Here is a 24,579-nt window from a genome sequence, read left to right on the forward strand (position 1 = left end):
GTTGAGCACAGGGTTGAGCACAATTCCTGCTTATATAAGCGCGTGTATCCAACGGAGATCCAACAGATGTCATCCACCAGTTCCGCACGCCCACAAGGCAAACGCACCAACGCAGGCAAGGCCCAACCGGCCGCCCCGGCTGCGGGCAAAGTCGCGCCGCTCAAGCGCGGCACCACCGGCGTCGACATGCGCATCTACCGCGCCGTGGTCAACGCCGTCATGAGCCACCGCCTGCCACCCGGCACCCATCTGGGCGAAGCCGACTTCTGCGAGCTGTATCAGGTCAGCCGCACCACCGTGCGCAAGGCGCTGCAACGGCTGGCGCACGACCACATCATCGAACTGCGGCCCAATCGCGGCGCCGTCATCGCCTCGCCCACGCCGGAGCAGGCGCGCGACATCTTCGCCGCGCGTCGCGCCATCGAGCGCGAGATCATGCCGCTGGTGATACGCAATGCCACACCGGCTTCGCTGCGGCAGATACGCGCAGCCCTTGAAGATGAGGACCGGGCGCGCCGCACCGGCGACCGCGCCGGCTGGATACGTCTGGGCGGCGAGTTCCACATCCTGCTGGCCGAACTGGCCGGCAACCACGTGCTGCAACGCTTCATGGGCGAACTGGTGTCGCGCTGTTCGCTGATCATAGCGCTCTATGAAAAGCCCGGCGCACCGATGTGCGGCAACCACGAGCACCAGGACCTGGCGACCTTGATCGAGCAAGGACAAGTCGCCGAAGCGACGCACCTGATCGAGCACCACTTGCTGGAAATCGAAGCGCGCCTGCACCTGGACACCCCGCACAAAAAAGTGAACCTCGCCGAAGCGCTGTCGGATTTTTGAACGGGAAGGCAGGCATGTGGCCCGCAACTTGCTAGAAAAGACAACGAGATTGAATCCAATCGCCACACGAAATTGGATACAAAAATAGTTCGTTCATACCGCACCTTCACCCACTGACTGGAGTTCGCATGATGTCTCAACTCGTAACCCGCAACGCGGCAGCACTAATACTTCTCGCCGGCTGCGCCTGCGCCGCCCAAGCCGCCGATTGGAGCGACACCTACGTCGGCTACCGCTACGGCACCCGGTTCGCCGAGCCGTTCAACGACACCGACATCACCAAGAACATCGTCAACTTCAGCCACGTCTCGGGCTACAAATACGGCAAGAACTTCTTCAACGTCGACTTCCTGATGTCGTCGCACGACGACCCGTCGTCGGCCGGCGCGGCCAGCGGTGCGCACGAAGCGTACGCCGTCTACCGCCACACGCTCGACCTGGGCAAAATCAGCGGCAGCACGCTGGCCTTCGGCCCGGTGCGCGGCGTCGGCCTGACCGCCGGCTTCGACTACAACAGCAAGACCGACGCCGGCTACAACTCCAAAAAGCGCATGGTCGTCGCCGGCCCGACCCTGATGATGGACGTGCCGGGTTTCCTCGACATCAGCCTGCTCGCGCTATGGGAGAGCAACGCGCCGTTCAACACGTTCACCAACGTCGCCACGCCGCGCTACCGCTACGACACGCACGCCATGCTCACCGCCGCGTGGGGCATCCCGTTCAACATCGGCATTCCGCTGTCGTTCGAAGGCTACGCCAACTTCATCGACAAGAAAGGCAAGGACGAATTCGGCGGCGACACCGCGCGCGAGACCAACATCGACATGCAAATCATGTATGACGCCAGCGCCGTCGTCAGCGCGCCGAAGAACACCTTCAAGATCGGCGTGGAGTACCAGTACTGGAAAAACAAATTCGGCAATTCGGACAAGAACAACCCCGGCGCCACGGCCAGAACGCCGATGGTCCGCGCGGAATACCACTTCTAATCCACCCTCTTCAACGCTAAAGGAAACCGCATGATGAATCGTCGCACCATGATCGCGCTCGCCGCGCTGACCGCCGCCCTCGGCGCCACTGCCCTGCCCGCGCTGGCGGCAGAACCGCTGAAGATCGGTTTCGTCTACGTCGGCCCGGTCGGCGACGCCGGCTGGACCTACGCCCACGACCAGGGCCGCCTGGCGATGGAAAAGGCGCTGGCCGGCAAAGTCAAAACCACCTACGTGGAAAACGTGCCGGAAGGCGCCGACGCCGAGCGCGTGATCCGCAAGCTGGTCGCGGAAGGGAACAAGCTGATTTTCACCACCTCGTTCGGCTACATGAACCCGACCGAGAAAGTGGCCAAGTCCACGCCGGGCGTGGTGTTCCTGCACGCCACCGGCTTCAAGACCGCCAAGAACCTGGGCACCTACGAATCGCGCCTGTACGAGGGCGCGTACCTGGACGGCATCCTGGCCGGCAAAATGACCAAATCCAAGACGCTGGGCTTCATCGCCTCCTTCCCCGTGCCCGAAGTGATCCGCAACATCAACGCCTTCACGCTTGGCGCGCAAAGCGTAAATCCGGGCATCAAGACCAAAGTGATCTGGGTGAACTCGTGGTACGACCCGGCCAAGGAACGCCAGGCGGCGGAAACCCTCGTGGCGCAAGGCGCCGACGTCATGGCGCAGAACACCGACTCGCCGGCCACCTTGCAGGTCGCGCAGGAAAAAGGCGTGTACGCCTTCGGCTGGGACTCGGACATGTCGCGCTTCGCGCCCAAGGCCCACCTGACCGCGGCCACCAACGACTGGTCGGGCTACTACACCGATACCGCCAAAGCGGTCCTCGCCGGCACCTGGAAAACCGGCGACTATCGCGGCGGCCTGAAGGAAGGCATGGTCAAGATGTCGAAGTTGAACGCCGTGGTTCCCGCCGACGCAGCCAAAATCTTCGAGGAGAAAAAGGCGGCGATGACGGCAGGCACCTTCAACCCGTTCTCCGGTCCGATCAAGGACCAATCGGGCGCGGTCAAGTACGCGGCCGGCGTCGCCGTGCCGCTGAAGGACCTGCTGTCGATGAACTTCTACGTGCAGGGCGTGGACGGCGCGATTCCAAAATAGGGGCAACGGCGGGACGCTTTACGGTCCCGCCAACCGCGACACACATGACGACCGATCCCGTTTTATTCGACGACTGGCATCCGGTGGCGCTGTCCACGCGGATCGTGGCCGGCGCCGTCACCGCCAGCGACCTGCTGGACACGCGCATCGCCTTGTGGCGCGACAGCGCCGGCAACGTCCACGCATGGGAGGACCGCTGTCCGCATCGCGGCACGCGCCTGTCGATGGGCACAATCGACAACGACACGCTGCGCTGCGCCTACCACGGCTGGCGCTTCGACGGCGAGGGACGCTGCCGGCACATCCCCGCGCTGCCGTCGCTCCAACCCGACCAGCTCAAAGCGCGGGTCGGCGCCTTCCACACGCAGGAAAAATACGGGATGGTATGGGTTTGCATCGGGTCGCCTGCCGGATCGCCTGCCAGCTCTGGGCCGCCGCGCTTTCCAGAGTTCGCGGACGAGCGCCTGCGCAAGGTCTGGTGCGGCCCGTACGACGTGCAAAGCAGCGCGCCGCGCATCGTCGAGAACTTCCTCGACATGGCGCACTTCGCCTTTGTGCACGACGGCATACTGGGCGTGCCGGAACAGGCGGCGATCGCCGACTACACGGTCGAGACGTTCGACGATGCCGACTACGGCAGCGGCGTCTGGGCTAAACAATGCCGCGCGTGGCAGCCGCAGGCCAGTAAGGCCGCCACCGCCGGCAGCGACATCGATTACACCTACCGCGTGGTGCGGCCGCTGACGGCGATATTGACCAAGCATCCGCCGGGCGGCATCGTCGAAGCGATCGCGCTGTTGCCGCAGCCGCTGACCGAGACCACCACCCGCGTGTGGATCATCATGGCGCTCAACGATTTCAACTCCGACGACAACGCCCTGCGCGCCTTCCAGGACACCATCTTCCTGCAGGACCTGCCGATTTTGGAAAGCCAGAGCCCCGCGCGGCTGCCGCTGATTCCCGGCGCCGAAGTGTCGGTGGCATGCGACCGCATGTCGCTGGCCTATCGCAATTACCTCAAGCGGCAGAAACTGCGCTACGGCGTGCTGCGCGACGATTGATGCCCCGGCATCGGCCCGCCCTCAGCGGGCGGCGGACGCCAGCAATGTGAAATCGGCCCGGTAGTAGGTCCCCTCGGGCCCTTTGCCGGCCGGTTCCAGATAGAGCGCCAGCTTGCCGGTCACCGGGTGTTCGATCTCGTAGACCGCCGCCGGCAGCGCCGCGCCGGCACCGGCGAACAACAGCGAAAACTGGTCGAACTCCCTGGCCTGGTCGCGGCGCTTGACCTTCAACAGCGTCACGCTGGTGCCGCTGGTGCTGGCATACAGGTTGAAACTCTGCCCCGTGAGCGTCTGGTAGGTGGCGCCGCCCGGCTGCCGCGGCGCGGCCGCGAACGCGCTTGCCGCGTGCAGGCCGGCGCCGCCCAGCAAGGCGCCACCGGCGAAAATGAAGTTCCTGCGTTCCATGAAGATTCCCCAGTCAGGTTGCCGCTGGCGCGCCGGCGGCGCGCCATTCCATCGATTGATACAGGCCGCCATCGCCGGCGGCCTCGAAGCCCAGCCGCGCATACAGCGACCGCGCGCGGTTGGTGGGCAATACGCTCAGGCGCAACGGCAGCGCGTGGGCGCCGGCGCGCGTCATCAAGGCGCGCAGCAGGCCGGCGCCGATGCCGCGGTTGCGCACCTCCGGCAGCAGGCTGATATCGACCAGCCGCACGCCGGTTTCGTCGCAATCGACATACAGCCGTCCCACCGGCCGGTCGCCGTCGACCACCACGCTCACCTCCGCATGCGGAAAGCGCGCCAGGTATTGCTGCTGCTGGGCCGCGAACTGCATCGCGACGATGCGCTCGCGCAGCACCTCGTCGGCCAGCGCGGCCAGGTCCTGGCGCGTGCCGCGGTAAAGCCGCAGCATGAATTCCGCATCCTGCGGCGTGGCCGGGCGTAGCGTGATGGCGCTCATCGGCTCACCAGCGCGCCGGAAAAATGCCCTGCGTGGCGATGATGAAATTGACCTCGAGGTAAGGCTGCAGGTTGTTGTGCGGCTGGCCGCCACCCGCCACCGAGATCGGATTGGCGGCCATCGGCGCCAGGTTGCTGGGCGCCCGGTAGGGGGGCGTCGGCGACGACACGCCGGCCGGCAGGTTGCCCGCCGGCGAGGTGCTGGTGGCCGCCTGCGAAGTGGCGCGCAGCTGGTGGCCGTGGGACGGAAGCTGCGGCGTCTGCAGGCTGACGCTGGCGCTGCCGCTGCGCTCGCCCAGGTCGCGCGGCGTCAGCCCGGGACCGTCGCCGGTGCCAAGCGGCAGGCGCTGGCGCAGGTCCGGCAGGGCGAAGTTGTTCTTGCCGTCGCCGCCATAAGAAGTGCCCAGCAGCGCGAACAGCGCCGTGTTTTGCGAGATCGGCAAGAACTGGCCGTTGCACAAGGCCCACCCGGACGGGGCGAAGTTACCGCTGAACATGCGGATTTCGGCGATGAATGGATCTGACATGGTCGGTCCTAGTAAGGTGACGGAAACTCGCCAAACAGCGCAATGATGAAATTGATCGCCAGGAAAGGCGCCATGTTGTCGTGCGGCTGGCCGCCGCCCTCCGGCCGCACGGCACCCGCGTACATCGGCGTGAGCGCGGTGGGCGCGCCGTACAGCTTGGGCTTGGGCTGCGGCGTGCCGGGCACGTAGGCGCCGGTGGTGATGTCGAGCGCGGCGCCGGCCTTGGCCGGGGCCGCCGTGCTTGCGCCGACAGCGTGGGTGTGGTCCGGCATCTGGGCGGCCGTCAGCGTCACCGTTTCCGCGCCGCCGTGGTCGCCCGGCAGGTAGTCGTACCCGGCGTTCGCGCCGACATGAACCGGCACCCGGCCGCGCAGGTCGGGCAGCGCGAAGGTTTGCTGGCCATCGCCGCCGTAGGTGGTGCCGATCAGCGCGAACAGCGCGTCGTTCTCATTGATCGGTAGCACCGCGCCGTCGCAGAACCGCCACCCGTAGGGAGGGAAATTGCCGGCGAAGATGCGGATTTCGCCAATATAAGGTTGGGACATGGAGGACTCCGGCCGCGGTCAGAAGTGGGAAGGGTAAATGCCCGACAGGCAGATGCCGAACGTGCTGGTGGCATACGGCTGCATATTGTTGTGCGGCGCCCCGCCGCCGGCCGGCGCCACGGCCAGCGCGCCGAGCGCGGCGCTGCCATCGGCCGGACTGAACATGTTGATGGCGCCGGCCGGCACCGACGACAGCACCGCGCCGCCCGGCGCCGGCGTATGGCCCGGATTGCCCGGCGCCTCGGCCAGCAGCGCGTGCCGGTGGGCCGGCATCTCCGCCAGCGTCAGCGTGTGGCTGACGGCGCCGCCGCGCTGGCCAGGGGTGCCGTCCGCCGTGTGCATCGGCGCGCGCCCGCGCAGGTCGGGCAAGGCGAAGGTGGTTTGTCCGTTGCCGCCATAGTAGGTGCCAAGCAGCGAAAACAGCGCCTGGTTGCTATTGATCGGCAACAGCTGGCCGTTGCAGGCGGCCCAGCCTTTCGGCACGAAATTAAACGAAAACATGCGGATTTCTCCGAGGAAGGCTTCGGACATGGCGACTCCGGCGTGGTGGACTTAGAAAGACCGCTGTTGGCGTTGCTTGAGGGCGAGGCCGATCAGGCCCAGGCCCAGCACCAGCATCGACACCGACGCCGGTTCCGGCACGGTGCCGACCCCGACCCCGGTCTGCACCAGTGAAATATTGTCCAGCTGGTTATAGGCGAAGTAGTTGCGGTTGCCAAAGCTGAGCAAGCCGAAAGTGCCGTTGCCCAGCAGGCCGGTGATGGTGAAATGCTGCCAGTCGTGGCTGACGTCGGTCTCGCCGAACACCTGCGCGCCGTTGAACAGGACCAGGGCCTCGGTGTCGGCCGCCTCGACCGGATCGGCTTGCACTTGCAAATCGAATTCCAGCGTATAAATGCCGTTCACCGCCGTGGCGACCTGCTGGCTGATGTAGCCGAGGTTGTCGTAGGCCGATTCGCTGAAGACCTGGTTCAGCGTCGGCACGGCGGCGCTGTAGTCGGGGCCGACGAATTGACCGCTGGGGTCGCCGCTCGAGGTCCAGCCCAGCAGGGTGGCGGTTTCAAAATCGCCGTTCTGGACCAGATTGACGGCGGCGTGGACCGGCGCCGCGCACAGCGACGCCACGCAGATTAACGCGGTGAGAATTTTGGACATTGTGCGCCTTTTTGTTTAACATCAGGGATGAACGCTGAGGCACATCATACCGGCGAAGAATTATCAAAATGACATAATATTATTTGATGAAATTATGCTATCTGATAGCATTTTTATATGACTTAGCCGATGACCACAGCCACGCCGCAAGACCACGAATTCCTCAGCCGCGTGCTGGCGCTGGCGCAACGCTCGCGCGACGAAGGCCACCATCCGTTCGCCGCCATGGTGGTCGCCGCCGACGGCGAGGTCATCGCCGAGGCGATGAACGCCTCCAGCAGCGACCGCACCGCGCACGCGGAGATGAACGCGCTGCGCATGGCGTCGCAACGCCACAGCCCCGCGCAACTGGCCGGCGCCACCTTGTACGCCAACGCCGAACCGTGCGCGATGTGCGCCGGCGGCACCTACTGGAGCGGCGTCGGCCGCGTCGTCTACGCGATGTCGGAAGCGAGCCTGCTGCAACTGACCGGCAGCGATCCCGAAAATCCGACCTTGTCGCTGCCGTGCCGCGATGTCTTCGCGCGCGGCCAGCGGCCGACCGAGGTCATCGGTCCGCTGCGCGAGGACGAGGCGCGCGCCGCCCACGCCGGCTTCTGGCAAAAATAGAAACCCGAGGGCAACGATAGCCTCGGGCTGCCTATTTTCAACGTAGTGACTTGGTTGATCCGTCGTAAAGCTGCGCTTGCGCGACGGTCTAGTCTTGAAGTCATGCAGGCCGGTCCGGTCTGCCATTTCAAGGAGTCGCCATGTTCTCACTTCAACTATCCCACCTCTTCTCGTCGCGCCTGATGCGCCCCCTGGCCCTGCTGGCCGTGGCAGCGCTGTCGGCACCGGGCGCCGCGCTCGCCAGCAGCCCGTGGACCGGCAGCGGCTCGATGGGCGCGATCGACGAGTCGTGCTACCTCGCCGTTCAGATGGACAATTCCGAGGCAAGGCTTGTTCCCGGCCTGCTGTTGCCGTGCAAGATACGCTATCAGGTCACCGACTCGTTCGGCAGCTTGTCCACCGCCACGCTGGCGATGTTTGCGCACATCCGTGACAACAGCGTTACCGCCGGCAAAGTGGTGGTGCGTCTTTACGAGTATCCCAACGGCGGCGGCACGCCGGCCGGCAACCTGATGGCGACGATCGACAGCGATATGCTGGCCGGCACGCCGATCGCGGCCACCGGCTTCACGCGCTACCGCTTCCCTGCGGCCTGCGCCGGCGCCATGAATTTGAACTTCACGGCCAACACCTATTGGATCGAGGTCGACATGACGCCCGCCCTGCTGCCGGCCCTGCCCGGCTTAGCGATCGGATCGCTGCAACTGCGCAATTGCAGCTGATGCAGCTGCCTCGGGGGCGCGCCGCATCGTCGCGCGGCCGCCCTCTTCCAACCGTTCAATTAATGCCATCTGGCATACATTGCACACTTACCGTTTCAACAAAATTACCAGCAAAAACAAACACTTAACTCGCCAAAACGATGTTTCCTGGCGACAAAATCGCATCGCACAATAGAAGGTGTTTGATTAATTCGGACATTGGGATCAAAGTGTCAACCTGAGCCGTGCATCCACCGATGACGGGGAGACAACCATGAACCTTTCACATCCGATCTTACTGACAGCGCTGCTGGCCACCGCCGGCGCCGGCGCCCAAACCCCGCAAGTGGAAACGCCCACACCCGCCGTCCGCGCGGCGTCCGCCGCAGGCGTGGCGACGCCGTATTCGGTGCCGCGCTCGATGCGCCAGCCGCAGCGCGACATCGCGCCCGGACCGGTGCTGCTGCGCTTCACCACGGTGCAAAAGCTGAAGAAACGTTTTGAGGACGCCGACGCCGACCACAGCGGTACGTTGAACCGCGAAGAGGCGCGCAATGCCGGCCTCGGCGTGGTCGACAAGAATTTCGACAGCATCGACACCGCGCAGCGCGGCAACGTCAGCTTCGACGACCTGAACGCCTACCTGATCCAGCGCCGCGAAGAATCCGGCTCGCGCTGAACACGCCGACAAGTCCTCAGGCCGGCGGCGCGTCCCTGCGCGGCAAGGTCAGGCTGAACACCGCGCCCTCGCCCGGGATGCTGGCGACGGTCAACGTGCCCTCGTGCACCTCGGCCAGCTCGCGCGAAATATACAAACCCAATCCCAGCCCCGACGGCACCTCGTTGCCGACGCCGCGCTCATACGGTTCGAAGATTTTGGCCTGCTGATCGGGCGCGATGCCCGGACCGTGGTCGCGCACGTCGACCCGCACCGCATCCTGCCCGACCACCAGCGACACCGCCACCGGCTGCTGCGCGCCGTAGCGCAGCGCGTTGGTCAGCAGGTTGACGACGATCTGCTCGATGCGGAACTCGTCCCACCAGCCGCTGACCGGCGTGTCGGCGTCCAGGCTGATGCTGCAGCCGGCCGTGTTGGCCTGCGGCGTGAGGTCGTGCACCACGCGCCGCAGCAGGCCCGACAGCTCCACCCAGCCCGGCCGCAGCGACAGCTTGCCGCTGCGGATGCGCGAGACGTCGAGCATGTCGTCGATCAGGCGGATGATGCTCTGGATCTGGCGGTCGTCGCGCGCCACCATGCGCTGCAATTGCTCGGCGCCGAAGGCGGCCATGTTGCCGCGCTCGAGCTGCATCTTGCGCAGCTGCGTTTCCAGGTACAAGGTGTTGAGCGGCGTGCGCATCTCGTGCGACACCATCGACATGAACTCGTCGCGCATCGACAGCGCCCGCTGCAACTGCGTCTGCGCCGCGTTCAGCTCGGCCAGGGTGGCCTCCTGCTTCTGCCGCGCCAGCTCCAGCGCCTGCACCTGGCGCCGGGTGGCCTCGCGCTGCTCGTACAACTGGACAAAGACCTCGACCTTGCTGCGCACGGCGCGCGAGTCGAGCGGCTTGTAGAGCACGTCGACGGCGCCGGCCTCGTACCCCTTGAAGGAATAATTGAGTTCCTTGCCGGCGGCGGTGACGAAGACGATCGGGATTTGCCGGGTGCGCTCGGTGCCGCGCATCAGCTCGGCCAGTTCGAAGCCGTCCATGCCGGGCATCTGCACGTCGAGGAAGGCCATCGCGAAGTCGTGCTGCAGCAGCAAGGCCAGCGCCTCCTCGCCGGAGCCGGCCTGGAAGATCTCGCGCCCGGCGCCACGGATGACGGCGTTGAGCGCTTGCAGGTTTTCCGGCAGATCGTCGACGATCAGCAGTTTGGTCGGGTGCTCGGCTTGCATCAATTATTCTCCAGCATCAACAGCATTGTGTGTATCGCGTCCAGCGGCAGGACCAGGTCCGGCGTCCGCAGACGGATTGCTTCTTTCGGCATCGTGGCCACCTCGGCCTCGTCCGGGTCCTGCACCACGGTCAGGCCGCCGGCGCGGCCGATGGCGGCCAGGCCGGCGGCGCCGTCCTGATTGGCGCCGGTCAATAAAATGCCCAGCAAAGCCGGGCCGTAGGCGTCCGCCGCCGACTCCATGAGGAAATCGATCGCGGGACGGGCGAAGTGCAGCGGCGCCTCGCAGCTGAGCGAAAAGCTGCGGTCCGACTCAACCGACAAATGGTAGCCGGAACCGCCAAAGTATAGCGTCCCGGACGACAGCGGTTCCTTGTCGGCCGCCTCGCGCACCGGCAGGGCCATGCGCTGGCGGAACACATTGGCCAGCTGGCTTTGGCGGTTCTCCGGCAGGTGCAGCAGCGCCACCAGCGGCCGGCCATAACCGGCGGGCAGGCCGGGCAGCAGCTTGAGCAGCGCGCCAACGCCGCCGGCCGAGGCGCCGATCACCACCGCCTCGATGGTGCGGCCGGCCAGCGCGGCGGCGATCGCCGCCGTCGCCGCCGCCTTGGCCGGCGCACCCGATGGCGAACCCGATGGTCCCGTCGTCGGCTTCATTTCTAACGCTTCCTGAACAGCCGCTCGCGCTTTTGCACCGGTTCGAAACTGGGTGCGTAGGCGGAAAAATCGATGCTTTCCTTGCTGCCGAGGCCGAGAAAACCGCGATGGCACAGCGATTCGTGGAACAGTCCGAACGCGCGCTCCTGCAACCTCTTTTTGAAATAGATCATCACGTTGCGGCAGCTGATCAAATGGGTCTCGGCGAACACGGCGTCGGTCGCCAGGCTGTGGTCGGCGTAGGTGACGTTCTCGCACAGCGAACTGTCGAACAGGGCAGCATTATAGGCCGCCGTGTAGTAGTCGGAAAAGCTGCGGGTGCCGCCGGCGGCCTGGTAATTGGCCGTATATTCCTGCATGGCGTCGAGCGGGAAAACGCCCTTGCGCGCCTTCTCCAGCGACTGCGGATTGATGTCGGTGGCGTAGATCATGCTGCGCTCGAGCAAGCCTTCCTCCCGGAGCAGGATGGCCATCGACACCACCTCTTCGCCGGTGCTGCAGCCGGCGATCCAGATCTTCAGCGACGGATAGGTGCGCAGCACCGGCACCACCTGCTCGCGCAGCGCCTTGAAATAGCTGGGATCGCGGAACATCGACGTCACCGGGATCGTCAGGTATTGCAGCAGCTGGCTGAACGCGGCCGGCTCGTGCATGATGCGCGCCTGCAGCGCCGAGATGCTGGCGCATTCCATTTCCTTGAGCGCATGCAGCACGCGGCGCTTTTGCGAGGCGCCGGTGTAGTCGCGGAAATCGTAGCTGTACTTCATGTAGATGGCTTCCATCAACACTTTGAGCTCGATGTCGGTGTCGCTATGTTGCATGCGTGGTCCTCCGCTTCATCAGGCGCGCTCGCCGTTGGGCATCCACACCCGCAGCAGGGAATACAGGCGCGACAGGTCGATCGGCTTGGCCAGGTAATCGCTGGCGCCGGCGGCGAGGCACTGCTCCTGGTCGTCCTTCATCGCCTTGGCGGTGATGGCGATGATCGGCAGACGGGCGAAGCGGGCGTCGGCGCGGATATGGCGCGTCGCCTCCAGGCCGTCCATGCCGGGCATCATTACATCCATCAGCACCAGGTCGATGTCCGGATTCTGGTCCAGCTTTTCGATCGCCTCGAAGCCGTTGCGGCCGACCTCGACCAGCACGCCCTTCTGCTCCAGCGCGCTGGTCAGCGCGAAGATGTTGCGCACGTCGTCGTCGACCAGCAAGATGCGGCGGCCTTCGAACACGCGGTCGCGCGAGCGCACCGTGCGCAGCATGGTCTGGCGCTCGGACGACAGGTCGGCCTCGACCTTGTGCAGGAACAAGGTCACCTCGTCGAGCAGGCGCTCCGGCGAGCGGGCGCCCTTGATGATGATCGAGCGCGAATACTTGTGCAGGTCGGCCTCCTCGGCGCGCGACAGGTTGCGGCCGGTGTAGACGATCACCGGCGGGAACGCCGCCAGCTGCTCGCCGGACATGCGCTGCAACAGCTCGTTGCCCTGCATGTCGGGCAGCTTCAGGTCGATGATCATGCAATCGAACACGGTGGTGCGCAGCAGCGCCAGCGCCTCCTCGCCGCTGCCGACGTCGACGATGTCGACATCGTCGTCGGAGATCAGCTGCACCACGCTGTCGCGCTGGCGGTCGTCGTCCTCGACCAGCAGCACGCGCTTGATCTTTTGCGTCAGCTTGGTCTCGATGCGGCGGAACACTTCCATCAACTGATCGCGCGTGGTCGGCTTGAGCGCGAAACCGATCGCGCCCAGGTGCAGCGCGGCCTCGCCGGCATCCGAGCCGGACACCACGTGCACCGGAATGTGGCGGGTCTGGGCGTCGTCCTTGAGCATTTGCAGCACCGACAGGCCGGAGCGGTCCGGCAGGCGGATATCGAGCAGGATCGCGTTCGGACGGTGCAGGCGCGCCAGCTCCAGGCCCTCGTCGGCGTCGAACGCGACCAGGCAGCGGTATTGCTTTTCGTGCGCCAGGTCGTACAGGATGCGGGCGAAGGTGGGGTCGTCCTCGATCACCAGCACCGAGCGGGCGTTGTCGGCGCCGGGCGGCAATTGCTCGCGGTCGTCGTCGAAGGCGCGCACGCGCGGCGGCGCCTCTTCGGTACCGTCGTCGCCGCGGGCCGGCGGCGACGTCGCGGCGATCGCCAGGCCCAGCGACGTGGCCGCGTAGGCGCCGACGCCGCCGCCACCATTGTCATCCATGCTGGCCGGCGCGCTGGCGCTGCCGACGCGCGGTCCCGGCTCCGGCGCGGTCCAGCGCAACGGCATGGTCAGGGTGAAGCAGCTGCCCTTGCCCGGTTCGCTGACCAGGCTAATCGCGCCGCCCAGCAGGTGCGCCAGGTCGCGCGAGATCGACAGGCCCAGGCCGGTGCCGCCGTACTTGCGGCTGGTGGTGCCGTCGGCCTGCTGGAAGGCGTTGAAAATGCCTTGCTGGTCTTCCTGGCGGATGCCGATGCCGGTGTCCTGCACCGAGAAGCCGACCGCGCCGTCGCCGGCGGCATGCACGGCCAGGGTGATCTGGCCGTTGCTGGTGAACTTGAGCGCGTTCGACAGCAGGTTTTTCAGTATCTGTTCCAAGCGCTGGCGGTCGGTGACCATGTGCGTGGCCAAATCGTCGGCCACCTGCACGTGGAAGCCCAGTTTCTTTTGCTGGGCCAGCGGCTCGAACACCATCGCCATGCCTTCGACCACGTGGCGCAGCGACAGCTGCTCCGGCACCAGCTCCAGCTTGCCCGCCTCGACCTTGGAGATGTCGAGGATGTCGTTGATCAGGTTCAGCAGATCGTTGCCGGCCGAGTAAATCGTGTTGGCGAAGCGCACCTGCTCGTCGTTCAGGTTGCCGGCGGAGTTTTCCGACAGCAGCTTGGCCAGGATCAGCGAACTGTTCAACGGCGTGCGCAGCTCGTGCGACATGTTCGCCAGGAACTGCGACTTGTACTGGCTGGCGCGCTCCAGCTCGCGCGCGCGCTCCTCCAGGTCCGACTGCGCCTTGACCAGCGCGGCGTTTTTCTGGTCCAGCGCGGTGCCCTGCTCGGCCAGTTGCTCGTTGGTCTGTTCCAGTTCGGCCTTCTGGTTCTCCAGGCTGGCCTGCGATTCCTCCAGCACGCGCGACTGCTCTTCCAGTTCCTCGTTGGCGGTGCGCAATTCCTCCTGCTGCACCTGCAATTCCTCGTTGAGCTGCTGGGTCTCCTCCAGCACTTCCTGCAAGCGCTGGCGCGACTGGCTGGCCTCGATGGCGTTGCCGATGTTGCCCTTGACCAGGGTGAGGAAATCCATGTCGCGCACCGCGATTGGACGCAGCAGGCCGATTTCAACCACGCCGTTGATCTGGCCGTCGTTGTCGAGCGGCGCCAGCAGCACGCTGGCCGGCGTCCCGGCGCCCAGGCCGGAGGCGACCTGGATGTAATCGGCCGGCACCCGGTCGAGGCGGATCAGGCGGCGTTCCAGCGCGGCTTGCGCCACCAGGCTCTCGCCGGACTTGAGCTGCTGGTCGCGCCGTTCCCACTCGGCGCTGAAGCCGTACGACGCCACGCGGCGCAGGCTGCCGTCCGGGTTGCGCAGATACAGCGCGCCAACCACCGCGTTCATGTAGCGCGCCAGGAATTGCAGCAGCACCGCCGACAATTGCGGCAGGGCCAGCTGGCCGATGCCCTGCTGCGCCAGCTCGCTCTGGCCGGTGCGCAGCCAGGCTTGCTGCTGCAACAGATCGGCGTGTTCGGTGTGCTGCAGCAGCACGGCGTTATAGGTTTTCGAGAGGCCCAGCAGCTCGCGCCGCCCGAACCATGCCAGCGCGCCGCCCACGCCCAGGGTCAGCAGCAGGTAGACCACCGCCACGCTGATGGTGACGCTGCGCGCCGAGGCGTTGCGGTCCTGGCGCATGCGCATCTCGACCTCGAGAAAAGCGTCGAGCTGGCGGCGGATCTCGTCGAACTGGTTCTTGCCGCGTCCGGTCTTGACCGGGCCGGTCACATCGCCGTTGGCGGCGCGCAGCCGTATCATTTCCTGCGCGTATAAATCCCATTGCCGGTGCTGAGCCTCGATCAGGCGCAGCCGGTCGACCTGGGCATGGTTGTCTTCCACCAGTTTCGCCAGGCTGGCCAGGCTGGAGGCCACCTTCGGCTTGGCCAGCACATAGGGCTGGAGGAAGGATTCGTCGCCGGCCAGCATATAGCCGCGCAGGCCAGTCTCCATATCGACCATTTCCTTGCTGATCTCGCTAGCGTTGCCGATCACGCGCTCGCTATGCTCGACCCAGTTCATGGTCGTGACCAGATATACCAGCAGCACAACGAACACGCCGGCGCTGACCACGCCGGCGGCCAGCGGCAATGTGATGTTGCGGGCAAGAATACGACGGAAAGCTGCGTCGTCGAGGGTTTTAGTGGGCATGGCACGGACCAAGATAACTGGAGAAGCAAGATTTTATCTCAAATACAAGTTTAACCAGAGCGTCACTCCAACCGTGCGTGGGGGAAATAACATGGTCCCCACGCACATCTTGTTACGCCGTCCGGACCGCCGCCGGCGCCGCTGTCGATGCGGGCATCGAATTGGCCGCCGATGTACTTGCCGCCTCGTGCCAGATGACGCCGTCGGCGCGCACCGTGGTGCGGTTCAGGATACGGCGCGACTGCGGGCTGATCGGCGTCGCCTTGTGCGCCACGTGCAGGTTGTCGGCCACCACCACGTCGCCCGGCAGCCAATGGTGGCGGTAGGTCGCGCCGTCACGCGAATAATGGCGATCGACGGCCTGCATCAGCGCCTGCGAGCGGTCAGGGTCGTATCCCAGCACGCCGCCCGTCAGCCCCAGGTTCAGATACAGCGCGGGAATTCCGGTTTTCGGATGCTTGAGCACCAGGGGATGGACCACGCCGTTGCGATGCGCGGTATTAAGACCATCGAACTCCTGGCGGATATCGTCGTCCAGCTCGGCATAGGCGCGTTGCAGGTCGGTGAACAGCGTATCGCCGCCCTCGCTGGCCTGCGCCACCGAATACCACAAGCTAATCGGTGTCGGATCGGCGCGGAAGGAGCCGTCCGAATGCCAGTAGCGGCCCACTTCGACGTGGCCGTCCTCCGGCCGGCTGGCGACGCGGAAGATTTCCTCGAGGCCGTCCAACTGGCCGCGCATGGTGGGGAAGGTCTCCAGTGTGCCGAACAAGCCGGTCGCGGCGATTTGTTGCTGCGGCGTCAAGGTCTGGCCGCGGATGACCAGCAGGCCGTGCTCGAGCAATGCCGAACGCAGCAGCTTGGCCGTGCCGGGACCGGCGTCGCGCAGGTCCAAGCCTTCGATGATGGCGCCAAAGCCGACGGGGAGCGGGGTGATATTCATGTGGCCTCCTAAGCCTGAAATGTATGAAATCAATATATAGGCACCATGCGCTGATGATAATATGAATGGATTCGCATACACCTTTGCGCTGGACGCAACGCCACCATGGACAGATTCGCCGAACTGAAAGCCTTTTGCCTGGTCGCCAGCAATGGCGGCTTTTCGGCGGCCGCGCGCCAGCTGGGCGTGGCCACCTCGTCGGTGACGCGGCTGGTAGATTCGCTGGAGCAGCGCCTCGGCGCGCCGCTGCTGAACCGCTCGACGCGCAGCATCACCTTGACCGACAGCGGCCGCGCCTACGTCGAGCACGCCACGCAAATCCTCGCCGCGCTGGATGAGGCCGACGACGCCGCCGCCGGTCGCGACGCCGAGCCCAGCGGCGTGCTGCGCATCGCCGCCCCGGTCACGCTGGCGGTGCGCTATATCGCCCCGCTGCTGCCCGAGTTCGCGCGCCGCCATCCCAAGGTCACGCTGGACGTGCGGCTGAGCGACAACTACATTAATTTGGTCGAGGAGGCGGTCGACGTCGCCATCCGCATCGGCAGTCCGCAACAGCAGCCGCACCTGATCGCGCGCGAACTGGCGGCGCATCGGCGGCATATTTGCGCCAGTCCCGCTTATCTCGCAAGGCATGGTGCGCCGCAGACGCCGGCCGAGCTGGCGCAACACAACTGCCTGCAGTTTTCCTACGGCGCCAATCGGCACAGCTGGCGGTTGCGGCGCGACGGCGAGCAGGCCGACATCGACGTGCAAGGCAGCCTGAACGTGAATAACTCGGAAATGCTGCGCCAGGCGGCGCTGGGAGGGGTGGGATTGGCGCTGCTGGCCGACTGGCTGATCCGCGACGATCTGGCCGCCGGCGCCTTGCTGCCCGTGCTGCCGGAGTACGACGCCAACCCCGGCGACATGGATGTGGTGATCCACGCGGTGTATCCGGCCAGCCGCCGGGGCTCGACAAAGATCCGTGTCTTCACCGACATGTTGGCGGCGGCGTTGGCGCGCGAGGATCTTAGTTGAACAGCTTTTTCAGCTTCTCGCCGACGTTGATTTTGTTGTTGGACGGCGTAGCCGCCTGGACGGTTGGATCCGCCGCCGCCAGCCATACCAGCTTGGGCTCCGACTGCACTGGTGACCGCAACTTCAGATATGCCTTGAAGTCCCCGGGGTGAATCATCACGCCGTCTTCGCGCACCAATTGCGGCGTCCCCGTGACTTTAACGCCAGCCACCTTCATCAGCGACGACAGGTAGTGCACGTCGCGCTCAGCCTTCGCGGCATCGATGCCGCACTGGCGTGGCGCCGGCAACTCGTCGGTGGCCCAATAGTGTTTCCACGCCTGCCCATTGTCCGGTGCGCACCAGATCTGGGACACGCCTTGCCATGCCTCCTGCCCGCCGGCCTTGATGGGCCGCAACGACGACGGCACTACATAGAACGCGAGGTTATTGTTGGGACCCACTTTGCTGAACTGCTGTTCGAACATCTTGCAATACCCGCAGTCGAGCGCGGAAAACATCAGCATCTTGCGGCCGCCGCCGTCGCCATAGGTGACCTTGATCAGCTTGTCGTATTCGATCGCCGACATCATCTCGGCGCGCAGCGCGTCGCGTTCCTGCGGGGTGATCGGACGCGGCTGCGCGCCGCTGGGCGAATACACCCGCATCTCATTAACGTCGCCCCACAGCGTACCGGCTTCGTTGACGAAGCCGGCGAACTCGCCCTTGGAAGTGGTCAGCACATACATGCCGCGCACCAGCGACGGCGTCGCCTGCGTGGTCTTCTGGTCGAAACTTGGAGCCAGCCTGGCGGTTGCGGCGTTGGCAAACAAATTCTGCACGGCGGAGCGTCCGTCGGCCAGCGCCGTCGCCGGCAACGCCGCGATGATGGCCGCTACGCATGCCGCGCGCCCGACGGCGCGTCCATAACCCGATAACGTCGATTGTGACCGCTTGCTCGCCGACCCGCCCATAACTTCCCCTTTTGATTGAAATTTGCCGGCGCGCACGCTTCGAGGGATCGAAACATCAACGCGAAACATAGCAATAATAAATTATTGCATATTTAACCAAATTAGACCGTTCGGCAGTGGCGCTGCGACGTCAGCGTCCGGACTTGCCCGCCTTGGGCGGCGCGACGATGGGCTTGATCGTGCAGATCGGATTCTTCGGATCGGCGCAGCACGTCAACAGCTGGTTCAGCGATTCCAGGTTGGCCTGCTCCCAGAACTCCTTGCTTTGATCGTTGTTGACCGGCATCCAGTGGCTCAACGGATAGCTGTTGGCCAGCGCGTTGCCGCCCTTTGCCGGTATTTTACCGGCGGCCATCGGCACGAATTGCGAGCAGCTTGCCTGGTCGCCTATGCGGTGGCAACCGATGCAAGTGTTGTCGCGCGTGCTGATGCTATTCGAATGCCACTGCGCGAACTCCTTGCCGACGTTGCTGTAGCGGCCCAGCGGATCGGCTGGCAACAGATACTTGAGCTGGCCGATCCACGGGCTGTACATGAAGGGATCGGCGTCGTGGCAGCTCAGGCAGTTTTTCGACGCGGTGGCGGCCGGCGTCCACCAGAACTGGCCGGAGGCAATGCGCTGCGGCGGCGGCGCCTTTTCGTTGGGCGGCGGCACGCGCGAGGCGTCGAAGCCGGTCTTCTGGCCCGGCTTGCCCTCGGCGTGGAACCAGCAGGTGTCGCCGGTATCGACATTGTGGGCGACGATGTCGACCTCGTCGAAGAACTTGCTGTTCGGATCGCGCAACTGTTCGCGCCGGCACATGGCCGAGATTTGCGTCTTGCCGTAGGACAGATTGAGCAAGCGGGAATACGGCGTGCACTGGCCGAACGAATCGCCGGGATACGGCAGCAGCGCCGGCCGGTCGCACGTCATGCCGGGCTTGTACTCGGTCGGCGTCTTGCCATCGACGGTGATCGGCACGATGCTGCCGTCCAGGCAATCGAAGGCGGGAATCTGGCCGATCATGTCGGCGCACACCTGGCCGTACTCGACGGCGCTTTGCTTGCTGTATTTGCTGACGGCGGCGGCCTTGGGCGCGGCTTGCGCCATGCCCATCGTGGCGGCCAGCAACAGCGCCGGGATCAAGGACAGCAGCGAAGGCAGGCTCATAATTGCACCCCGCCACCCAGCGTATAGGGCAAGGCCACCTTGCGGATCGCCTCCATATAGCGCACGTAGCCGGTGCAACGGCACAGATTGCCGCCGACCCAGGTCTCCATGACCTCGTCGAGCTGCGAGGCCGGCACCGGCGCCCGCTTCAGATGCGACAGCATGGCGGTGGCCGCCATCAAAAATCCGGGCGCGCAGTAGCCGCACTGGAAAGAGAAATTTTCCAGGAAGGCTTGCTGCAACGGCGCCAGCGCCTGTTCCGAACCCAGGCTTTCGACCGTGTAGATCGAGATGTTCTCGACCGCGCTGACCGGCGTCGAGCAGGACAGCGTCTTCTCCAGGACATCGTCGCCACCTTCACGGGTGGCGACGGTGCAGGCGCGGCAAACGCCGATGCCGCAACAGAATTTGGTGCCGGTCAGGTCCTGTCGCTCATGCAGGAAATCGATCAGTGCCATGTCGGCGTCGCCGGCGTCGGCCTGCACGGGTTGGTCGTTGATGTGAAAACGGATGGGCTGTGTCATTTCAGGGACTCCAGGACGGCGCGGGCGGTGACCGGGGTCGTCGTATAGCGTTTGCCGCCGGTGGCCATCGCCAGCGCGTTGAGGATGGAAGGACCGATCGGGCACATCACCGCCTCGGCGATGCCGCGCGCGGTGGTCTCGCCCGGCGCCGGCGGCAGCACGATCAATTCCTGTTGCGGAATATCGGTCGAGCGCGCGATGGCGTAGCGGTTCAGGTTCCAGGTGCCGTTGCCCGGCCCGCTGCGGTCGTTCGGACAATGCTCGAGCAACACGTTCCCCAGCGCCATCGCGATCGCCCCCTGCGACTGGCCGGACACCATCTGCGGGCAATGCTGGACGCCGGCGCTGAGCACCGACACCACCGACTCGACCGCGATCACGCCGGTACGCGGCTCGATCGTGGCCGCCACCAGCGAACCGCAAGGCGCGTAAGTGGTGCGGCCGAACCGGAAGTTGATCAACGGCGGGTTGACCACCTGGCCGCGCGCAATCGGCTGCAAGGTATCGACCGTCAGGCCCATGGCGACATAGTCGAGCGGCAAGGTCGTGGCGCCGCTGCGGAAGGTGAACGGCGCCGTGGCAAAACCGCCGACATAGCTGGCGTGCACCACCGCCACCATCGGCAGGCGCATGCGCGTGGCCTGCTTGACCAGCGCCGACCACGGCAGCGACTTGACGCCCTCGGCGTGCAGCCGGTTGTCCTTCCAGCGCAACGCGGCGGCCGGCACCTCCCGCCCCCAGATGGCGTTGGCCGCCGGCAGCAAGGTCTGCAACACCAGCGCCAGCCCCGCCTGCTCCACCACGTGGTACTGGTAGAAAGCGCCCAGGCAGGCGCTGGCCGAGCCGGACGCCTTGAGCACGTAGTTTGGCGGCACCGGCGCAGGCGGCTTGGGCAGGCTGGTGGTCAGGTTCAGCGAGTCGAACAGCTGTGTCTCGCCCATGTTGATGCTGTTGGCGTTGCGTCCGAGGTAGGACGCCGGCGCCAGGCCGAGCGCTGTGGCGGCGCCATTGCCCATATCGATATAGGGGGTGTAGATGGTGATGGTGCCGGTCGGCTCGATTTGCACGGCGCCGAACATGCCGTCGCCGGAGGTGCCGTAGGCCTCGTTCGACAGCGCGAAGCCGACGCCGTACAGCAGCCCCTGGCGCTGCCTGGCCTGCTGCGTCAGCTTGCGGTTTTGCCACAGCGGATGCCGCTCCAGGCGCTGCAACATCTCTTCCAGCTGCAGGTCCTGCAGGATCGGCGCGCCCGTCACGGTGGCGCCACGGCCCTTGCCCAGCAGGTTGCGGCGGCGCAGCTCGAAAGGATCGATGTTGAGCGCCTGCGACGCTTCGTCGAGCAGGGTCTCGATCGCCATGAAGGCCTGCGGCCCGCCGAAGCCGCGCTGCGAACCGCCCATCAACTGCGGCGTTTGCATCGACCTGGCGTTGGCGATCGCGCGCGGAATGTTGTAGCAGCTCATCGAACTGAGCGCGGCCAGTTGCGCGACAAACGGCGTCAGGTTCATCTGATCGCCGCCGTTGAGCGTGAAATCGCAACGCAACGCCTGGATCTTGCCGTTGGCGTCCACCGCCAGGGTCTCGCTGAAATCCGTTTCGCAGCGCTTCAGGCCGACCTGGAACTGCTCGAAACGGCTTTGCGCCCAGCGCAGCGGCCCGCTGGAGAACGGCGCCGCCAGCGCCAGGTACATCGAAAACAGCGACGAATCGCGCCCGCCGAAGCCGCCGCCTGGGTAGCACGACAACAAATCGATGTCTTTCACCGGGTAGGCGCTGCCGTCGAAGATGTCGGCCGCGTTGCGCAGGTCGCCGCTGGGCGACTGCGTGCCCAGCACCAGGTTCAGTTGCTGGGTGGCGGGGTCGTACCACGCCATGCCCGACTCCGGCTCCATGAACATCGGATCGATGGTCTGGGTATAGAACTGGCGTGTGAAGGTGGGCCAGGTCTTGCCGTCGATCGCCGCCGAGATGCCGGCGGCCACCGCCTGCTTGTTCGCTGCGTAGTTGGGGGTATAGACGTAGTTAAAATTTTTCGCGTCGTCGCGGACATAGCTGGTGACCGGCTGATACGTGCCGGTCGCGGTGGCGGCCGGCGCGCCGTACTTGATCACGTCCGGATTGAATTGCAGGATTTTGACGGCGCGGCGGTAGACATCGAAATTGGCGAAAATCAGCATCGCCACCGGCTGTCCGAAAAAGTCCGCCGGCTTGCCGATACTGGCCAGGAACGGGCTGTTCATGCCGTCGGCCAGTTTGAGCTTTTTGTCGACCAGGGCCTGCGCGTCGATCACCGCCACCGGACGCAAGCCGGCGGGCAGCATGCCCAGGTCGTATCCGGTCACCACCTGGTCGTAGCGGTCGCAGCGCACCGCGTACAGGAACTGCTCGTTCTGCGGCCAGTCCTTGAAGTCGCGCGCCTTGAAATCGCGCGCGTAGATTTTTTGTCCCAGCACCTTCGGCAGGCCGTCGATGCGCCATCGGGCCCGGCCCGGCTCGGGCGCCCAGGCCGGTATCTCCGTCAAGCGCGGCCTCGACGCGTTCATCGCCATGCCGGGCAGGCTGGTCACCGACAAGCCGACGGTCGCGCCGCTGGCCAATACTTTTAAAAAGGTACGACGGCTGACTTCTGGAGTAATACCCATAATTCCGTTTCCTAATAACCTATTTCCGGGCGCGAACTGCGACGATATCGGAATTTCCAGTAGGAATTATCGTACCATTGCGGCTGGGCATGAAAAATCTCACATTGTCACAATGCAAAATCGCAATACCAAGCGGACTATGAAAAGACTGGCAGTAATGTGCATCCTCGCCGTGGCGAGCCTGACCGCCCGCGCACGGTCGGACGAGCTCGTGGCGGTTTATCAAGGCAACCGGCCGCCGTTCTCGTTCCGCGATGCGCAAGGCAAAGCCGGGGGCATCGAGGCGGACGTGGTCACCGAGGCGCTGCGGCGCGCGGGACGTCGCGTGACGTTCCGGGAGACGCCCAACGTGCGGCTGCTGCCGTTCAGGGAGGGCGATGGCGTCGACCTGGCTGTGAGCGTGCGCGGCAGCGATGGCCGCGGCGTGTATTTCTCGGACGAGTTCGTCACGTTCCACAACGTCGCCATCTCGCGGCGCGACCGGCACATCGTGCTCAAGACCATCGCCGACCTGGACCGCTACACCTTCGCCATCTGGCAAAACGGCTGGCGCGACCTGGGTCCCGCCTTCGAAGCGCGCTACCGGCCGGGCGCCGACGGCCGCTTCCCCGGTAATTATTTCCAGCCCTCCAACCAGCAAGCCCAAAACAAGATGTTCTGGTTCGGCCGGGTCGACGTCATCGTCGTCGACAAGCAAGTCTTCGAGTGGTATCGCAAGCAGTTCAGCGCCGAGTTCAACACGCAAGTGGCGCTGGACTACCATGCCATTTTCGACGCCACCACCGGCTTCAAGGTCGGCTTCCGCGAGCGCGACCTGCGCGACGCCTTCAACCGCGCGCTGATCGAGATGCGCAAGGACCAGACTTATTCGCGCATACTGGCCCGGTATGCGCTGCCTTCGTGGCACTGAACCGCCTGCGGTTGGACGGGCCGGTCACAGGCTCGCTTCGCCGACCAGATACGGGTTGGCCTGGCGGTAAGCGGCCAGCTCGGCACGAACTTGCGCGCGGGTCACGGCCGGCACGGCGGCTTCCGTCTGGAACTGCGGATATTGTTCGCCGCTGGCGATTTCGCCGCGTTGCTGGGCGAGACGCAGTTCGGCGCGCACCTCGTCACGGGTTTTAGTCGAGACAGCCTCTGGGTTGGAACCGGCGTACAGTTCGCCGGAATTCGGCGCCTGGCCCGCCGCGACGGCGGCTTTGTATTCGGCGACAACCTGGGCGCGGGTAACTTGAGGCGCTTCCTGGGCGTACACGACGGTGGATGCCAGCAGGGCGATGGAGAGGGCGATGGCGACGTTTTTCATGGTGTGACTCCTTAAAGTTTGAGTTGGCTGACTGCGGCTGTAGATAATTAGCGATTAGATAGTGAGCTATATTTATGGACTTGTTTATCCCGTGATCACAGATACAGGCTGACTTCGCCGACCGGATGCGGGTTGGCCTTGAGGTAGGCGGCCAGCTCGGCGCGGACTTGCGCACGGGTGATCATCGACACGGCGGCCTCGGTCTCGAACTGCGGATATTGTTCGCCGCTGACAACCTCGCCGCGTTGCTGGGCCAGGCGCAGTTCGGCGCGCACTTCGTCGCGGGTCTTGGTCGAGACAGCCTCTGGGCTGGAACCTGCATACAGTTCGCCCGAGTTCGGTGCCAAGCCAGCTGCGACAGCGGCTTTGTACTCGGCGACAACCTGGGCACGAGTCAGTTGGGGAGCTTCCTGGGCGTACACGGCCGAGGAGGACAGCAGGGCGATGGTCAGGGCGATGGCGGCGTTTTTCATGGTAAATCTCCTTTAAAGTGTTTGGATGGTGGTTCACTGCGTGCCCTTCAGATAACTTGCGATTCAATCGCTTGCTATTTTTCTGTGGCTTGTTTCGTTTGCAGCGCGCCGATGTGTGTACTTTACATAGTGTACGATCTAATAGCAATCGATTTAAATCTATCGACCCGATAGGAGAAACCTATCGGGCCTTTGCCTG

26 protein-coding genes are annotated in these 24,579 nt (G+C 65.0%); 9 read left to right on the forward strand and 17 right to left on the reverse strand.

Features of this window, described 5'->3' with window-relative positions:
* Positions 1–66 precede the first annotated feature (66 nt).
* From AC0IYS_RS30070 to AC0IYS_RS30085, 4 genes are all read left to right on the forward strand, one after another.
* The gene (locus AC0IYS_RS30070) at positions 67–840 is read left to right on the forward strand and encodes a GntR family transcriptional regulator (RefSeq protein ID WP_471708617.1); all 774 of its coding nucleotides are present in this window, start codon (positions 67–69) and stop codon (positions 838–840) included.
* Positions 841–971: 131 nt separating this feature from the next.
* Positions 972–1,829 carry an outer envelope protein gene (locus AC0IYS_RS30075; protein WP_471708956.1) on the forward strand — a complete coding sequence of 286 codons (858 nt, stop codon included), beginning with the start codon at positions 972–974 and terminating at the stop codon, positions 1,827–1,829.
* Positions 1,830–1,859: 30 nt separating this feature from the next.
* Positions 1,860–2,942 carry a BMP family ABC transporter substrate-binding protein gene (locus tag AC0IYS_RS30080; protein WP_471708618.1) on the forward strand — a complete coding sequence of 361 codons (1,083 nt, stop codon included), beginning with the start codon at positions 1,860–1,862 and terminating at the stop codon, positions 2,940–2,942.
* A 44-nt stretch (positions 2,943–2,986) separates the two neighbouring features.
* Positions 2,987–4,003 carry an aromatic ring-hydroxylating dioxygenase subunit alpha gene (locus tag AC0IYS_RS30085; RefSeq protein WP_471708619.1) on the forward strand — a complete coding sequence of 339 codons (1,017 nt, stop codon included), beginning with the start codon at positions 2,987–2,989 and terminating at the stop codon, positions 4,001–4,003.
* A 21-nt stretch (positions 4,004–4,024) separates the two neighbouring features.
* Here AC0IYS_RS30085 and AC0IYS_RS30090 read toward each other — a convergent pair whose 3' ends face one another.
* The 6 genes from AC0IYS_RS30090 to AC0IYS_RS30115 are packed head-to-tail and all read right to left on the reverse strand — an operon-like array spanning position 4,025 to position 7,130.
* A complete protein-coding gene (locus tag AC0IYS_RS30090) occupies positions 4,025–4,408 on the reverse strand; it encodes a DUF6916 family protein (protein WP_471708620.1) in 384 nt (127 codons plus the stop codon).
* A 13-nt stretch (positions 4,409–4,421) separates the two neighbouring features.
* A complete protein-coding gene (locus AC0IYS_RS30095) occupies positions 4,422–4,904 on the reverse strand; it encodes a GNAT family N-acetyltransferase (protein ID WP_471708621.1) in 483 nt (160 codons plus the stop codon).
* Positions 4,905–4,908: 4 nt separating this feature from the next.
* Positions 4,909–5,430, reverse strand: a complete 522-nt coding sequence (locus tag AC0IYS_RS30100) for a phage tail protein (protein ID WP_463453618.1) — start codon at positions 5,428–5,430, stop codon at positions 4,909–4,911.
* A gap of 8 nt (positions 5,431–5,438) precedes the next feature.
* Positions 5,439–5,975 carry a phage tail protein gene (locus AC0IYS_RS30105; RefSeq protein ID WP_471708622.1) on the reverse strand — a complete coding sequence of 179 codons (537 nt, stop codon included), beginning with the start codon at positions 5,973–5,975 and terminating at the stop codon, positions 5,439–5,441.
* 18 nt (positions 5,976–5,993) lie between these two features.
* Positions 5,994–6,506 (reverse strand): phage tail protein, encoded by a 513-nt coding sequence (locus tag AC0IYS_RS30110; protein WP_471708623.1) that lies wholly within the window; start codon positions 6,504–6,506, stop codon positions 5,994–5,996.
* Positions 6,507–6,527: 21 nt separating this feature from the next.
* On the reverse strand, positions 6,528–7,130 hold the full coding sequence (locus AC0IYS_RS30115) for a PEP-CTERM sorting domain-containing protein (RefSeq protein WP_471708624.1): 603 nt from the start codon (positions 7,128–7,130) through the stop codon (positions 6,528–6,530).
* A gap of 129 nt (positions 7,131–7,259) precedes the next feature.
* Between AC0IYS_RS30115 and AC0IYS_RS30120 the strand changes: the two genes are divergently transcribed.
* From AC0IYS_RS30120 to AC0IYS_RS30130, 3 genes are all read left to right on the forward strand, one after another.
* Positions 7,260–7,739 (forward strand): nucleoside deaminase, encoded by a 480-nt coding sequence (locus AC0IYS_RS30120; protein WP_471708625.1) that lies wholly within the window; start codon positions 7,260–7,262, stop codon positions 7,737–7,739.
* 140 nt (positions 7,740–7,879) lie between these two features.
* Complete coding sequence (locus AC0IYS_RS30125; protein ID WP_471708626.1) at positions 7,880–8,461, forward strand: hypothetical protein; 582 nt, start codon at positions 7,880–7,882, stop codon at positions 8,459–8,461.
* A gap of 253 nt (positions 8,462–8,714) precedes the next feature.
* A complete protein-coding gene (locus AC0IYS_RS30130; protein ID WP_471708627.1) occupies positions 8,715–9,119 on the forward strand; it encodes an EF-hand domain-containing protein in 405 nt (134 codons plus the stop codon).
* 16 nt (positions 9,120–9,135) lie between these two features.
* Here AC0IYS_RS30130 and AC0IYS_RS30135 read toward each other — a convergent pair whose 3' ends face one another.
* From AC0IYS_RS30135 to AC0IYS_RS30155, 5 genes are all read right to left on the reverse strand, one after another.
* Positions 9,136–10,335 carry a hybrid sensor histidine kinase/response regulator gene (locus AC0IYS_RS30135; protein WP_471708628.1) on the reverse strand — a complete coding sequence of 400 codons (1,200 nt, stop codon included), beginning with the start codon at positions 10,333–10,335 and terminating at the stop codon, positions 9,136–9,138.
* Positions 10,335–10,991, reverse strand: a complete 657-nt coding sequence (locus AC0IYS_RS30140) for a chemotaxis protein CheB (protein ID WP_471708629.1) — start codon at positions 10,989–10,991, stop codon at positions 10,335–10,337. The genes AC0IYS_RS30135 and AC0IYS_RS30140 overlap by 1 nt, the downstream gene beginning before the upstream one ends.
* Before the next feature lie 2 nt (positions 10,992–10,993).
* Positions 10,994–11,812 (reverse strand): CheR family methyltransferase, encoded by an 819-nt coding sequence (locus tag AC0IYS_RS30145; RefSeq protein WP_471708630.1) that lies wholly within the window; start codon positions 11,810–11,812, stop codon positions 10,994–10,996.
* An 18-nt stretch (positions 11,813–11,830) separates the two neighbouring features.
* Positions 11,831–15,373 (reverse strand): response regulator, encoded by a 3,543-nt coding sequence (locus AC0IYS_RS30150; protein WP_471708631.1) that lies wholly within the window; start codon positions 15,371–15,373, stop codon positions 11,831–11,833.
* 112 nt (positions 15,374–15,485) lie between these two features.
* Positions 15,486–16,316: a TauD/TfdA dioxygenase family protein gene (locus AC0IYS_RS30155; protein ID WP_471708632.1), complete on the reverse strand. Its 831-nt coding sequence runs from the start codon at positions 16,314–16,316 to the stop codon at positions 15,486–15,488.
* Positions 16,317–16,421: 105 nt separating this feature from the next.
* On the opposite strand from AC0IYS_RS30155, the gene AC0IYS_RS30160 reads away from it, so the two are divergent.
* Entirely contained in the window at positions 16,422–17,333 is a 912-nt protein-coding gene (locus AC0IYS_RS30160) for a LysR family transcriptional regulator (RefSeq protein WP_471708633.1), read from the forward strand.
* Here AC0IYS_RS30160 and AC0IYS_RS30165 read toward each other — a convergent pair.
* From AC0IYS_RS30165 to AC0IYS_RS30180, 4 genes are all read right to left on the reverse strand, one after another.
* Positions 17,326–18,285, reverse strand: a complete 960-nt coding sequence (locus tag AC0IYS_RS30165) for a thioredoxin fold domain-containing protein (RefSeq protein ID WP_471708634.1) — start codon at positions 18,283–18,285, stop codon at positions 17,326–17,328. The two genes, AC0IYS_RS30160 and AC0IYS_RS30165, sit on opposite strands and share 8 nt — an antisense overlap.
* Before the next feature lie 130 nt (positions 18,286–18,415).
* The gene (locus tag AC0IYS_RS30170) at positions 18,416–19,435 is read right to left on the reverse strand and encodes a hypothetical protein (protein WP_471708635.1); all 1,020 of its coding nucleotides are present in this window, start codon (positions 19,433–19,435) and stop codon (positions 18,416–18,418) included.
* Positions 19,432–19,959 carry a (2Fe-2S)-binding protein gene (locus tag AC0IYS_RS30175; RefSeq protein ID WP_471708636.1) on the reverse strand — a complete coding sequence of 176 codons (528 nt, stop codon included), beginning with the start codon at positions 19,957–19,959 and terminating at the stop codon, positions 19,432–19,434. Before AC0IYS_RS30175 ends, AC0IYS_RS30170 begins: the two co-directional genes overlap by 4 nt.
* Entirely contained in the window at positions 19,956–22,601 is a 2,646-nt protein-coding gene (locus tag AC0IYS_RS30180; RefSeq protein ID WP_471708637.1) for a xanthine dehydrogenase family protein molybdopterin-binding subunit, read from the reverse strand. The genes AC0IYS_RS30175 and AC0IYS_RS30180 overlap by 4 nt, the downstream gene beginning before the upstream one ends.
* A 139-nt stretch (positions 22,602–22,740) precedes the next feature.
* Here AC0IYS_RS30180 and AC0IYS_RS30185 point away from each other — a divergent pair, with 139 nt between their 5' ends.
* Positions 22,741–23,511 carry a substrate-binding periplasmic protein gene (locus AC0IYS_RS30185; protein WP_471708638.1) on the forward strand — a complete coding sequence of 257 codons (771 nt, stop codon included), beginning with the start codon at positions 22,741–22,743 and terminating at the stop codon, positions 23,509–23,511.
* Positions 23,512–23,535: 24 nt separating this feature from the next.
* Here the strand turns inward: AC0IYS_RS30185 and AC0IYS_RS30190 are convergent, their stop codons facing one another.
* Both AC0IYS_RS30190 and AC0IYS_RS30195 read right to left on the reverse strand, forming a co-directional pair.
* Entirely contained in the window at positions 23,536–23,907 is a 372-nt protein-coding gene (locus tag AC0IYS_RS30190) for a DUF4148 domain-containing protein (protein ID WP_471708639.1), read from the reverse strand.
* 95 nt (positions 23,908–24,002) lie between these two features.
* Complete coding sequence (locus AC0IYS_RS30195) at positions 24,003–24,380, reverse strand: DUF4148 domain-containing protein (RefSeq protein ID WP_471708640.1); 378 nt, start codon at positions 24,378–24,380, stop codon at positions 24,003–24,005.
* Positions 24,381–24,579 lie beyond the last annotated feature (199 nt).

The sequence above is a fragment of the Duganella sp. AC237 genome (assembly GCF_979254035.1).